10 protein-coding genes and 2 pseudogenes are annotated in these 12511 nt (G+C 71.8%); 10 read left to right on the forward strand and 2 right to left on the reverse strand.

Annotation, left to right across the window (positions count from 1 at the left end; genetic code table 11):
- Nucleotides 1-36 precede the first annotated feature (36 nt).
- From BCY76_RS06915 to tsaD, 4 genes and pseudogenes are all read left to right on the forward strand, one after another.
- Entirely contained in the window at nucleotides 37-1395 is a 1359-nt protein-coding gene (locus BCY76_RS06915) for a Na+/H+ antiporter family protein (RefSeq protein WP_070159414.1), read from the forward strand.
- Nucleotides 1396-1492: 97 nt separating this feature from the next.
- Nucleotides 1493-2154, forward strand: a pseudogene (gene tsaB / locus BCY76_RS06920) (tRNA (adenosine(37)-N6)-threonylcarbamoyltransferase complex dimerization subunit type 1 TsaB).
- Nucleotides 2151-2690 carry a ribosomal protein S18-alanine N-acetyltransferase gene (gene rimI, locus BCY76_RS06925; protein ID WP_083277413.1) on the forward strand — a complete coding sequence of 180 codons (540 nt, stop codon included), beginning with the start codon at nucleotides 2151-2153 and terminating at the stop codon, nucleotides 2688-2690. The pseudogene tsaB and the gene rimI overlap by 4 nt, the downstream one beginning before the upstream one ends.
- A 13-nt stretch (nucleotides 2691-2703) precedes the next feature.
- Nucleotides 2704-3852: a tRNA (adenosine(37)-N6)-threonylcarbamoyltransferase complex transferase subunit TsaD gene (gene tsaD, locus BCY76_RS06930; protein ID WP_070159415.1), complete on the forward strand. Its 1149-nt coding sequence runs from the start codon at nucleotides 2704-2706 to the stop codon at nucleotides 3850-3852.
- Between the two features lie 173 nt (nucleotides 3853-4025).
- Here tsaD and BCY76_RS06935 read toward each other — a convergent pair whose 3' ends face one another.
- Nucleotides 4026-5570 carry a CitMHS family transporter gene (locus BCY76_RS06935; RefSeq protein ID WP_237090018.1) on the reverse strand — a complete coding sequence of 515 codons (1545 nt, stop codon included), beginning with the start codon at nucleotides 5568-5570 and terminating at the stop codon, nucleotides 4026-4028.
- Between the two features lie 152 nt (nucleotides 5571-5722).
- Between BCY76_RS06935 and BCY76_RS06940 the strand changes: the two genes are divergently transcribed.
- Both BCY76_RS06940 and BCY76_RS06945 read left to right on the forward strand, forming a co-directional pair.
- Complete coding sequence (locus BCY76_RS06940; protein WP_201791089.1) at nucleotides 5723-7423, forward strand: ATP-binding protein; 1701 nt, start codon at nucleotides 5723-5725, stop codon at nucleotides 7421-7423.
- Nucleotides 7420-8160, forward strand: coding sequence for a response regulator (locus tag BCY76_RS06945; RefSeq protein WP_070159417.1), 741 nt, complete (start codon nucleotides 7420-7422; stop codon nucleotides 8158-8160). The genes BCY76_RS06940 and BCY76_RS06945 overlap by 4 nt, the downstream gene beginning before the upstream one ends.
- Nucleotides 8161-8188: 28 nt before the next feature.
- Here BCY76_RS06945 and BCY76_RS06950 read toward each other — a convergent pair.
- Nucleotides 8189-9363, reverse strand: a pseudogene (locus BCY76_RS06950) (glutamate--cysteine ligase).
- Nucleotides 9364-9642: 279 nt separating this feature from the next.
- On the opposite strand from BCY76_RS06950, the gene BCY76_RS06955 reads away from it, so the two are divergent.
- The 4 genes from BCY76_RS06955 (at nucleotide 9643) to BCY76_RS19080 (ending at nucleotide 12511) form a co-directional block, all read left to right on the forward strand.
- Complete coding sequence (locus BCY76_RS06955; protein ID WP_085437412.1) at nucleotides 9643-10224, forward strand: hypothetical protein; 582 nt, start codon at nucleotides 9643-9645, stop codon at nucleotides 10222-10224.
- 17 nt (nucleotides 10225-10241) lie between these two features.
- Entirely contained in the window at nucleotides 10242-11009 is a 768-nt protein-coding gene (locus BCY76_RS20330; protein WP_170922621.1) for a glycoside hydrolase family 3 protein, read from the forward strand.
- Nucleotides 11010-11642: 633 nt separating this feature from the next.
- On the forward strand, nucleotides 11643-12179 hold the full coding sequence (locus BCY76_RS19075) for an alpha/beta fold hydrolase (RefSeq protein ID WP_237090019.1): 537 nt from the start codon (nucleotides 11643-11645) through the stop codon (nucleotides 12177-12179).
- An 11-nt stretch (nucleotides 12180-12190) separates the two neighbouring features.
- Entirely contained in the window at nucleotides 12191-12511 is a 321-nt protein-coding gene (locus BCY76_RS19080) for an alpha/beta fold hydrolase (protein WP_237090020.1), read from the forward strand.

The following is a 12511-nucleotide window of genomic DNA, read 5'->3' on the forward strand; positions in this document are numbered from 1 at the left end:
GGCGACGTCGGTCGTCGAGAACGAGGTGAGTCGAGAGTGTCCGAACTCCTGAACCCGGTGGTGCTCTCTGTGCTGGTCCTGGCCGCACTGAGCCTGGCACGGGTCAACGTCATCATCGCCCTGCTGCTGGCCGCCGTGGTGGCCGGGCTGGCCGGCGGGCTGTCCCTGGAGTCCACCTTCTCCACGTTGGTCGGCGGCCTCGGCGGGCAGGGCGAGACGGCCCTGAGCTACATCCTGCTGGGGACGCTCGCCGTGATGGTGGCCCGCTCCGGGCTGGCCGAGAAGCTCATCCGGAGGGTCATGCCCCTGCTGCGCGGCCCCCGGGCGATGGTCCTGTTCGGGATCGCCGGCGTGGCCTGCCTCTCGCAGAACCTGGTGCCGGTGCACATCGCCTTCATCCCCATCCTGATCCCGCCGCTGCTGACGGCCTTCGACCGTCTGCAGTTCGACCGGCGCGCGATCGCCACGGCCCTGACCTTCGGGCTCAAGGCGCCGTACCTGCTGGTGCCGCTGGGCTTCGGTCTCATCTTCCAGGGCATCGTGGCCGAGGAGATGACCCGCCACGGCGTGGAGATCTCCCTGCGGGAGGTGCCGCTGGCCATGGCCATCCCGGTGGCGGGCATGGTGGTGGGGCTCGCGGTGGCGGTGCTGGTCACCTATCGCCGCCCCCGCGTCTATGCCATGCCGGGCATCGGCCCGGCCGCCGGCCCGTCCGCCGGTCGTGGGGCCGACGACGACGTCGACGCCTCGAGCGGGGACGAGAACCCCGCGCTGCGGTGGGGTCGGGGCGACGTCGCCGTCCTGCTCGGACTGGTGGTCACGCTCGTACTGCAGCTGGTCTATGGCTCGCTGGTGATCGCCGCGTTGGCCGGGATCCTGGTGGTCTTCCTGGCGCGCGGGGAGTCCTGGAAGCAGGGCGACCCGATCATCGACCGCGGTGTGGCGATGATGGGCACCATCGCGTTCATCATGCTGGTGGCCTCCGGCTATGCGGCGGTGCTCACCGAGACCGGTGCGGTGGAGACCCTGGTGGAGGCTGCCGCCGCCTGGATCGGTGACAGCCAGCTGCTGGCGGCCGTGCTGATGATGGTGGTCGGCGTGCTGGTCACGATGGGCATCGGCACCTCCTTCGGCACCGTGCCGGTGCTGGCTGCGATCTTCGTCCCCCTGGCGGTGAGTCTGGGCTTCAGCCCGCTGGCCACCGCTGCGCTCATCGGCTCAGCCGCCGGAATCGGCGACGCCGGCTCGCCCGCCTCGGACAGCACGCTCGGCCCGACCTCTGGGCTCAACGCGGACGGCCAGCACAACCACATCTGGGACACCTGTGTGCCGACCTTCCTGCACTTCAACATCCCGCTGTTCCTCGGCGGCGTCATCGCGGCACTGGTGCTGTGAGTCCGGAGCCCGGCCGTGATCTCCTGCCCTGACCTCGGGCTGGGGCAGGCTCATCGGCCCGCAGCCGGGAGATCCCGGTCAGGGCTACCATGGTGGGGTGCTTCTCGCGATCGACTCCTCCGCCGGCGCCTCCGCCGCCGTCGTCCATGACGCCCAGGTGCGGGCTTCCTGGCGCACCGACGCCACCACCACCCATGCCGAAGTCCTGGCCGGCGCGGTGCGGGACGTCATGGCACAGGCGGGTGTGACCGGGGCGCAGCTCGACTCCGTCGTCGTCGGAGTGGGGCCGGGGCCCTTCACCGGACTGCGGGTGGGGCTGGTGCTGGCGCACAGCCTCGCCGAGGTCTGGGGCGCCCCCTGCATGGCATCTGCAGTCTCGACTCCCTGGCCCGCCGCGCCGTGGCGCACAGCGCCGCCGGGGCGAGCACGGACTCGGAGTTCCTCGTGGCGACCGACGCCCGTCGTCGGGAGGTGTACTGGGCGCGGTACCGGGCCGTGGAGAACCTCGAGGGCCCGCAGGTGGGGCCGGCCGCGGAGCTCCCGGAGCTGCCGGCCGTGGGCGTGGGGGTCAGCCTCTACCCGGAGCAGCTCAGGCTGCCGGACGGCGCGCCCGAGGAGGCGGCGTCGTGGACCGCCAACGCCGCCGAGCTGGGGCTGATCGCCGAGGAGCGGCCGCAGCTGCTGCGGGACCCCGCACCGCTGTACCTGCGGGAATCGGACGCGAAGCCCCCGGTGCGCCGGAAGAAGGCCACCACGTGAGTGCTGTGCCGGACGAACCCGCCGTCCGGCTGCGTCCCATGGCGGTGGAGGACCTCCCGGAGGTCATGGCGCTGGAGCGGCGGCTCTTCCCACATGATGCCTGGCCCGAGCAGTTCTTCCTCGATGAGCTGGACCACACCCAGGGCGAGCGGGCGACCCGTCGCTACTGGGTGCTCACCGAGCCGGTGGCCGACGACCCTCACACCGATGAGCGCCTCCTCGGCTATGTGGGCATGATGTGCGTGCTGCCCCTGGCCGATGTGCAGACCATCGCCGTCGCACCGGAGGCGCAGGGCCGCGGGCTCGGCACCCGGCTGCTGCGGCTGGTGGTGGACACCGCCGCCGTCTGGGGTGCGGAGCAGGTGCTGCTGGAGGTCCGTGCGGACAACGACGGCGCCCAGGCCCTGTACACCCGCGAAGGCTTCACCCATATCCATACTCGGCGGCGCTACTACCCGGACGGCGCAGACGCGCTGATCATGCAGAAGCCGCTCACCGACCTGAACGCCCCGAGCTCGGCCTCCCAGCTGCGCTGACGAGAAGGACACGATGACTGAGCACACCGCATCCGCCAGCCCGCCATCCGCCGCCCCGCTGGTGCTGGGCATCGAGACCTCCTGCGACGAGACCGGTGTGGGCATCGTCCGCGGCACCGAGCTGCTGGCCAACACCGTCTCCAGCTCCGTGGAAGAGCATGTGCGCTTCGGCGGGGTCATCCCGGAGATCGCCGCCCGTGCGCATCTGGAGGCCTTCGTCCCCACCCTGCGCCAGGCGCTGGACACCGCCGGAGTCACCCTGGACGACGTCGACGCGATCGCCGTGACCTCCGGGCCGGGTCTGGCCGGGGCCCTGATGGTTGGACTCTCCGCGGCGAAGGGCCTCGCGCTGGCGGCGGACAAGACGCTCTACGGAGTCAACCACCTGGTGGCCCATGTCGGGGTGGGTCTCCTGGATGACGCTGCCGACGCCGACGCCGCCGGTGTCTCAGGTGGGGGCCAGCCCGCCGCGGTCACCGAGCTGCCGCCCGGCACCGGGGCGCTGCTGGTCTCCGGCGGCCATACCGAGATCCTGCGGGTCCGCTCGCTGACCCGGGACGTGGAGCTGCTGGGCTCCACCATCGACGACGCCGCCGGAGAGGCCTATGACAAGGTCGCCCGGCTGCTGGGCCTGGGGTACCCGGGCGGACCGAAGATCGACCGACTCGCCGCCGAGGGCGACCCGGAGGCCTTCCGATTCCCGCGTGGGCTGACGCTGCCGAAGTTCGTCGGCACCGCGGAGCAGCCCGGCAAGCACCGGCACGACTGGTCCTTCTCCGGGCTGAAGACCGCCGTGGCCCGGGCGGTGGAGCAGTTCGAGGTCGCCGGGCGCCCTGTTCCGACGGCGGACATCGCCGCCAGCTTCCAGGAGGCGGTGGTGGACGTGCTGACCGCCAAGGCGGTGCGCGCCGCCGGTGAGCACGGGATCACCACCCTGCTGCTGGGCGGGGGAGTGGCCGCCAATCGCCGCCTCCGCGAGCTGCTGGCGCAGCGCTGCGCCGACGCCGGCATCGAGCTGCGCATCCCGCCGGTCTCCCTCTGCACGGACAACGGCGCGATGGTCGCCGCGTTGGGGGCCCAGCTGGTGGCCGCCGGTGTGGCGCCGTCATCGCTGGACATCCCCGCGGACTCCTCCCAGCCGGTGGACCGCATCAGCGTCTGAGCCGCAGCTCGGCGCCCTCCCGAGGCCCTCCCGAGGCCCATTCGGCCCTTCCCCCCAGACGCGAGGTGGTCTGGAGTTCTGGGAACTCGACTCGATCGAGACGAGTACCCGCAACTCCAGACCAACTCGGCTGGGTTGTTGCGCTCAGGGTTGAGGGGTGAGCGCTGGGGCCGCTAGCTCCAGGGGATGAGGCCCAGGGCCAGGGCCAGGACGAGCACCACCACGGAGAAGATCCACATCGGGAAGAAGGAGTACCGGATGTGCTTGCCGATGTCGCAGCCGGCCAGGCCCAGGGCGAGCCACAGGGCGGCGGCGAACGGGCTGATGAAGGTGCCGATGATGTTGCCCACCAGCACTGCGTAGACCACAGAGAGCGTGCCGACGCCGGCCTCGGTGGAGATGCCTTCCACCACCGGCAGCAGGGCGAAGTAGTGGGCGTCGGTGCTCAGCACCAGCTCCAGCGGCAGGCCGAAGAAGCCGACGATCAGGTGCAGGTAGGGCACCAGCGCGCTGGGAAGGATCGCGACGGCGTCGGTGGCCAGCGAGTCCAGCATCCCGGAGTGCTCCATGATGCCCAGGAAACAGCCGGCGGCCAGCACGATGGCGCCGGTGGCCACGGCGCTGCCGCCGTGGGACTTGATGGCCTCCATCTGGTCCTTGACCCGGGGGTGGTTGACCATCAGGGCGGCGCTGAGGCCCAGCATGAAGGCCAGCGGGGCGGGCAGGATGTCCGAGATCAGCAGGGCCAGCATGGCCAGCACGAGCACGGCGTTGGTGGCCATCCGCCAGCGCGGCGTGGCCGGGGCGTCGTCGTGGGCGCCCCAGACGTCGTCGTTGTCTCCGGCGAAGTCTGGGTGTTCCGGGCGGAACCGGTGCCGTGGCCGATGCGGTCCGACGGGCCTCCGGTCGAGGTGCGACGTCGGCGTCGGCGGTGCCGGTGGACCCGGACGAGCCGCCGGCGCGACCGTGGCCAGCTCGCGCTCCTCCACGCGGGTCTCCGCCGCGGCCTCGGAGGAGCTCTCCTCCTGGACGTCCTCCTCGATGACCGGGGCGCCTCCGCGGGCGGCGATGCGGCGCTGTTCGCGCAGGCCCAGCAGCACGGCGGCGATGACCAGCAGCACCAGCGAGAGGATCTGGACGGGGATGAGCCCGCGCCACAGCTCCACCGGGTCGATGCCCACGACGGCGGAGGCGCGGCCGACAGGGCCGCCCCACGGGAGCATGTTCAGCACGCCCATGCTCATGGCGGCCAGCAGCAGGAGCAGGTAGGGGCTCATGCCCAGGTGGCGGTAGAGCGGCAGCAGGGCCGGGATGACGATCAGGAAGGTGGAGGCGCCGGCGCCGTCGAGGTGGCAGACGGCGGCGAGCAGCACGGTGCCCACACAGATGGCCACCACGTTGCCGCGGGTGAGCTTCACCGTCAGGCGGACCAGTGGGTCGAAGAGGCCGGCCTGGTTCATGATCGCGAAGAACAGGATCGCGAAGACCAACATCACGGCGACATTGAGCACGGAGCTGAGACCTTCGCCGAAGAAGTCGCCGATCTCGGTGAAGGTGTAGCCGGCCACCAGGGCCCCGGTGACGGGGATGACGGTCAGGCCGACGATGGGGGCGATGCGCCCGAGGATCAGCAGCGTCGTCATGGTGACGATCACCGCCAGGCCGATGAGACTGAGCATGGTGTCCTCCTGGATGCGGGTGTGCGGCAGGATCAGCATCGGGAATGTGACCTGTGTGACAGCATGGATCTCATGTGACCGGCCCCACAGTTTTGTGCATCCCGAGGCCATAGTGGTCATATTGGTCATCACATCGGTGATCACGACGTCGGCCGCCCCGGCCGACGCAACCGTCACCCCCAGGAGGTGCCGTGAGCCAGAAGATCCGGAGCCGCACGCGCGCGCCCCGCCGGGAGGTGACTCTGGCTGGGCGGCTGTTCCGGTGGAACATGGCGCTGCTGGTGGGCGCCGTGACGGTGGTCAGCCTGCTCTGGGGCGTGGTCCAGTACGTGGAGGCTCGGCAGCAGTATGAGGAACGGGTCCTGACCATGGCCGAGTCCGTGGCGGTGATGCCCACTGTCCAGGAGGCCCTGGAGACCGAGGATCCTTCGGAGGTCCTCGCCCCGTGGGCGGAGACCCTGCGGGCGGCCACGGGCTTCGAGTACATCATGATCGCGGACCGTCACGGCATCCGGCAGTCCCACCCGGATCCGGAGGCCATCGGTCAGCGGCCGTCCCTGGACCCGGCGCCGGTGTTGGCCGGGCAGACCTGGACCGGTGTGGAGCACGGGCACGCCGGGCTGACCCTGCGGGCGCGGGTGCCGGTCTTCGACGACGCCGAGGAGGTCATCGGCTACGTCTCGGTGGGGATCCTGGCTTCGGAGGTCCGGTTGGCGTCGGTGCAGACCCTGCCGCTGATCCTGGGGGTGGCCCTGGTGGCCGTGGGGGCAGGGGCGGTGGGCGCCCGGCTGCTGTCCCGCCGGCTGCGGGCCGACACCCATGGGCTCGAGCCCAAGGAGATCGCCACGCTGCTGGATGGGCGGGAGGCGCTGCTGCATGCGATCGGCGAGGGGGTCATCGGACTGGATCGGCAGCGCCGGGTGGTGCTCGCCAATACGCCGGCCCGGGAGCTGCTGCACCTGCCCGATGACCATCTGGGCCGCACTCCGGCGCAGCTGGGCCTCAGCGCGGAGGCCGAGCAGGTGCTCTCCGGCGAGGGCCCCGCAGACGATCCGGGGGAGGACCTGCTGCTGGGCGCCCACGGCAGGATCCTGGTGTGCACGCGCCGGCCGGTGCGGGTGCGGGAGGCCGACGGCGGCGTCGTCGTCACCCTGCGCGACCGCACCGAACTCACCCGGCTCACCGACCAGTTGGACGGAGCCCGCACGGTCACCGCCGGGCTGCGCGCCCAGCGGCACGAGTTCGCCAACCGGATCCACACGGTCTCCGGGATGCTGGAGCTCGGGGCGGTGGACCGCGCGCGGGACTACCTCTCCGAGCTGTCCGCCGCCACCTCGGGCGCTGATGCGGAGATCGCCGCGCGCATCGGGGATATGACGGTGGCGGCGCTGGTGCTGGCCAAGTCGGTGCAGGCGGCCGAACGGGGCGTGCAGTTCAGCCTCTCCGAGCTTTCCCATCTGCCGGAGGACCAGCCCTCCGATCTCCGCGACGATCTGCTGCTGGTGGTGGGCAACCTGGTGGACAACGCCATGGACGCGGCCGGACCCGACGGCTGGGTGGAGCTGATGGTGCGCCGGCATGCCGGTGCCGGGGACGGTGCCGGGGACGGTGCCGGAGAGGGTGCGGGAGACGTGGTGGAGGTCCGTGTCATCGATTCCGGGCCCGGCCTGGACCCGGAGATCGCTCGGGAGATCTTCCACGTGGGCCGGTCCACGAAGGGCGACGACGGCCAGCGGGGTATGGGACTGGCGCTGGTCCGTCAGGCCTGTCTGCGTCGTGGCGGCACGGTGGCCGTGGAGGCCGAAGAGGAGACGACGTTCGCCGCCTATCTGCCGGTGCGCCGACCTGAGGCGCGAGAGGCTGAGGCGCGAGAGGAAGGCTCGGAGACATGACTCAGCGAGGAGGAGCAGTGGGAGGCTCGCCTGCCTCGGTGGGCTCCGGGGTTCGGGTGCTGATCGTGGACGACGACGTCCGCGTGGCTCACAATCACCGGGAGCTGGTGGAGTCGCTGCCCGGGCTCACCGTGGTCGGAGTGGTCCACACCGGGGCCGAGGCGCTGGAGGAGGTGCGTCGCCACCGGCCCGATCTGCTGCTGTTGGACCTGTTCCTGCCGGACAGGACGGGTCTGTCCGTGCTGGAGGAGCTGCGCAGTCCCGGCTGGAGGCGGGAGGTCGGCGTCGTCGACGCCGTCATCATCTCCGCGCTGCGGGATGTGGACCAGGTGCGCACCGCCATGGCGCTGGGGGCGCTGCACTACCTGATCAAGCCGTTCCCGCTGCGGCAGCTGCGGGACCTGGTGGAGCGCTACGCGTCCGCGCGGAAGCGGATGGAGGCGATGTCCACGGTCACGCAGAGCGACGTGGACTCGCTGTTCGGCATGCTGCGGCCTCGCGCCTCGTCACGGTTCATGCCCAAAGGGCTGACCGCGACGACGGCGGAGCGGGTGGCGGAGGCGCTGCGCTCCGCTGAAGGGGACGTCTCCGCGGCGGAGCTCTCCGAGAGCACCGGGATCGCCCGGGTCACCGCTCGCCGGTACCTGGAGCATCTGTGCTCTGAGGGGCGCGCCGAGCTGACTCTGCGCTACGGGCAGGCCGGGAGGCCCGAGCACCGCTACCGCTGGGTGCCGTGAGGCTCCGGACCGGTGAGCTCCCCGCCCCTCAGACGGTCCGGCCTCCGTTGATCGACATCCGGGTGCGGGCGGAGGAGTCCAGCACGATCTGCCGCAGGTCGCCGTCGTGGTTCTCCGCGACCCTGCGCTGCCGCTGGTAGCCGGGGCCCTCGCGCATCATGTCCTCGACCAGGGCGAGCTCGTCGGCGCAGCGAGACGCTTCGCCACCGGTTCGAGCCGTTCGAGCTCGCGGGAGAGGTGGTCGGTCACCAGCTCCTCGTCGCCGTCGGCGTTGAGAATGATGATGGCGTCCATCCCGTAGCGGGCAGCCCGCCACTTGTTCTCCTGGGTGAACCACGGCGGCATGGTGGGGATCTTCTCCCCGTCCTCGATCCGCTCCACCAGGGAATGCACCAGGCACTGGGTCAGGGCCGCGATCCCGGCGATCTCCTCCAGAGTGGCCAGGCCGTCGCAGATGCGCATCTCCACGGTGCCGAACCGCGGCACGGCGCGGACGTCCCAGCGGACCTCGGTGACGTCGTCGATGACCCCGGTGTGGGCCAGGTCCCCGACGCAGTGCTCGAAGCCGGACCAGTCCTCGAACTGGAACGGCAGCCCGGCGGTGGGCAGCTGTTGGAACATCAGCGCCCGCTGGGAGGCATAGCCGGTGTCCTCCCCGGACCAGTACGGCGACGACGCCGACAGCGCCTGGAAATGCGGGTAGAAGTTCAGCAGACCGTCCACCGCGGGCATGGCCTGCCGCCGGTCGTCGAGGCCCACGTGGACGTGGACCCCGTAGATCACCATCTGGCGGCCCCACCATTGGGTGCGGCGGATCAGCTCCGCATACCGCTCCTTGTCGGTGACCGGCTGCTCAGTGGGTGGGGCGAAGGGATGGGAGCCCTGGGAGTAGAGCTCCACATCGAGCGGGTCGCAGTGCCGCAGCACCTGTTGGGCGGTCTCCCGCAGCGAGCCGACCCCTTCGGCCACGTCGTCGCACACCTCGGTGATGATCTCCACCGTGTTGGTGAGGAGCTCCCGCTTCACGTACGGGTGCTCCTCGTCCTCATGGGGTTCGGCGCCGGGCTCGCGGGCGTCGTCCAGGCAGGCGGTGAGCACATGCTCCGCCACGGAGCGCAGGTCGCCCGAGGACCTGTCCACCAGGGCGAGCTCCCATTCGAGGCCGAGGGTCGAGCGCTCCGAGGGAGCGAAGGGCAGGTCCATGGGGGCTCCTCAGCTGGGACGACAGGCGGGGAGCTTCAGGATACCGGGGAGAGGGCGCCCGTCCTCCCTCAGCGGGGGGACCATCGCGCGTCTCGCGGCGCCCCAGGTGAGGGTCGGTGTCCCCGTTGCAGGGATGAGGCTTGGGCGTGAAGCGCGTCAGCGGGCCGGTGGGTCCCTGGAATGGGGACCGCTACGCCGTCGGAGGCGGTCATCGGAGACGGTCGCCGGAGTCCGCCGCCCGGTGCGCGCCGGATACGTCGCGCTGGATACCCTGGAGCCATGATCTCTTCGTCCCCTGATGCTCCCCGGGTCGCTGACCGGATGACTCCGGCGCTGCGCCGCCTGGCGCCCCTGCTGATGGTTCCGGCGCTGCTGCTGAGCTCCTGCGCTCCCGGCGACGACGGTGGCGCCGGGGACGAGGCCGACGGCACCGGTGGTGAGGCGACCGGGGACGGACAGAACCAGGATCAGCAGGAGCAGGACGAGCAGGAGCGCCTGGCCGAGGAGCGCCGGGAGGCGTTCGCCGCCCGCGAGGCGGCCTGCCGGGCCGACGACCAGCATCGCGAGGCGGCGGCCGCGGCGGTGGCTGAGCTCAGCACCGACCAGCAGGCCGGCCAGGTGCTCGTGGGGGAGTACGGCGGCACCGACGCCTCCGGCATGGCCGGACTCATCGAGGAGCTCCACCTGGCTGGGGCCATCGTGATGGGGGACAACGTGCCCCGCGGCGACGACGGTGTGGACCTCGACGCGCTCGCCGGTGAGCTCGGCACCCTGCACCAGGCCGCCGCGTCCCGGGACTGGCCCGCCGTGGTCGCCGTGGATCAGGAGGGCGGCCTGGTGACGCGGGTCGGCACCCGATGACGGAATGGCCCGCGCCCATGGCGTATGGTGCCGCGCGCCTCGGAGCGCTGGACGGACAGCACTCGGACGAAGCCCCGGAGGAAGCCCCGGACGAGGCCGCAGAGGAGGCCGCAGTCGCCGGCCACGACGCCCTGGCCGCGCGGGGGCACCAGGCGATGGGGGAGGACTTGGCGGAGCTGGGCTTCACCCTGGACTTCGCGCCGAATGCGGACGTCACCCTCGGCGTCGAGGATGTGGCCATCGGCTCCCGCTCCTTCGGCGCGGATCCGGAGCTGGTCGCCGACCTCGCGCTGGCGGGGCTGCGCGGGCTCGCCGAGGGCGGAGTGGCCGGCTCGGCCAAGCATTTCCCCGGGCACGGCGGCGTCACCGAGGACTCCCACCACACGCTGCCGGTCCAGCCCGCCGAGCAGAGCGACCTGGAGGACCACGACTGGGCGCCCTTCCAGCACGTGATCGACGCCGGCGCGCCGATGATCATGATGGGGCACCTCGACGTCCCCGTCCTGGAGGCCGGGGTGCCGTCGTCGTTGTCCCCGGCCGCCTATGAGTGGCTGCGCGAGAGGGGGCACGACGGCGTGATCGTCACCGATGCGCTGAACATGGCCGCCGTGGTGGACCAGGCCGGGCCTGCCGAGCGCCGGTGCAGGCCCTGGAGGCCGGGGCCGACCTGCTGCTCATGCCCTCGGATGTGCGCACCGCCCACGCGGCGATCGTCGACGCCGTGGAGTCGGGGCGACTCGAGGCCGACCGGCTCGCCGAGGCCGCGGAACGGGTGGTCGCGCTGATGCTCTGGCAGCAGGACCTGGCCGCCGGGGATCTCGACGCCGGCCCCGGCGTGGCCTTGCCGGAGGTCCTTCAGGGCCTCGAGGAGGAGGTCGAACAGGACGGCGGCGGGTACGCCGACCTGCCCAGCATCACGGGCGAGGACGCGGGCGAGGACGCTGGTGAGGACACGGGCGACGGCGCCGCCGAGGTCGCCGCCGCCGTCGCCCGTCACGCGGTGACGCTGGTCGCCGGCCAGTGCGAGGCCGATGTCCTGCAGGGTCCGGTGACGGTGGTCGGCGGACAGGAGCAGGACCGCGCGCGATTGGAGTCGGCGCTGCTGGCGGCCGGCCATCAGCTGGGCGCCGGAGGCACCGTGATCGGCCTGGTGGCGCCGGGGCGCAGCCGTCGCAGGGCGCCGACGTCGTGGTGGCCCTGGACCGTCCGAGCCGCTGCCGTCTGCACCCGGCCGAGACCCAGGTGGCCCTCTATGGACGCGGGGAGGAGAGCTTCGCGGCCCTGGTGGAGGTCCTGGCCGGCGCCCCGGCGCCGGGCGCCCTGCCGACGCCGGTGGGGGAGCACGAGGTCGGCCACTCGGTCTGCTGAGCCGCCGGAAGGTGTTGGCCGCCCGAAGCCTGGAGAGATAGATTCCTGACATGTCGCACGACGCAGTCCTCCTTCCTGAGCCCACCTTCATCGATGTCGACGGCGTCGCCGTTGCGACCTGGCTCCTGGAGCCCGATGGGCCGCCCCGTGGACCGGATGTGGTGCTCTGCCACGGTACGCCGTGGTCTGCGGCCGTGTGGAGCGCGGCGGCCCGTCACCTGGCGCGGCATCGGCGGGTGCGCCTGTGGGACATGCCCGGCTACGGCGCCTCCGCGAAGGAGGAACAGGTTCCGGTGGATCTGGGGTCGCAGATGCGCCGCTTCGCCCAGCTGCTGGACCGCTGGCGGCTCTCCGCGCCCTCGGTGATCGCTCATGACATCGGCGGCGCGGTCGCCCTCGGCGCGCACCTTCTGCACGGGCGGGACTATGCTCCCTGCATCTCTGGGACATCGTCGCGCTGGAGCCGTGGGGCTCACCGTTCTTCCGCCTCGTCTCGGCCCATCAGGAGGTCTTCTCCCAGCTTCCGCCGGAGCTGCATGCCGCCCTGGTCCGCGAGTACATCGCCGGAGCCGCACGTCAGCCCCTGACTCCGGCTTGGGTGGAGATCCTCACCGAACCGTGGTTGGGCCCCACGGGTCAGGCGGCCTTCTACCGCCAGATCTCCCAGCTGCGGGTGGAGGACACCCGCCCGGTGGTCGACCGCCTGGGCGAGCTGCGCTGCCCGGTGCGCATCGGCTGGGGTGAGGACGACCCCTGGATCGCAGTCGAGCAGGCCCACCGGCTCCGTCGCGCCCTCCCCGGGGACCCGGAGACGACCACGCTCGCAGGCGTCGGACACTTGGGGCCGGTCGAATCTCCGGCGGCCATCCATCGGGAGCTGGACGCCTGGCTGGCTGAGCGCCTGACCTCACGCGGATGA

This window comes from Nesterenkonia sp. PF2B19, assembly GCF_001758425.2.
GTDB lineage: Bacteria > Actinomycetota > Actinomycetes > Actinomycetales > Micrococcaceae > Nesterenkonia > Nesterenkonia aethiopica.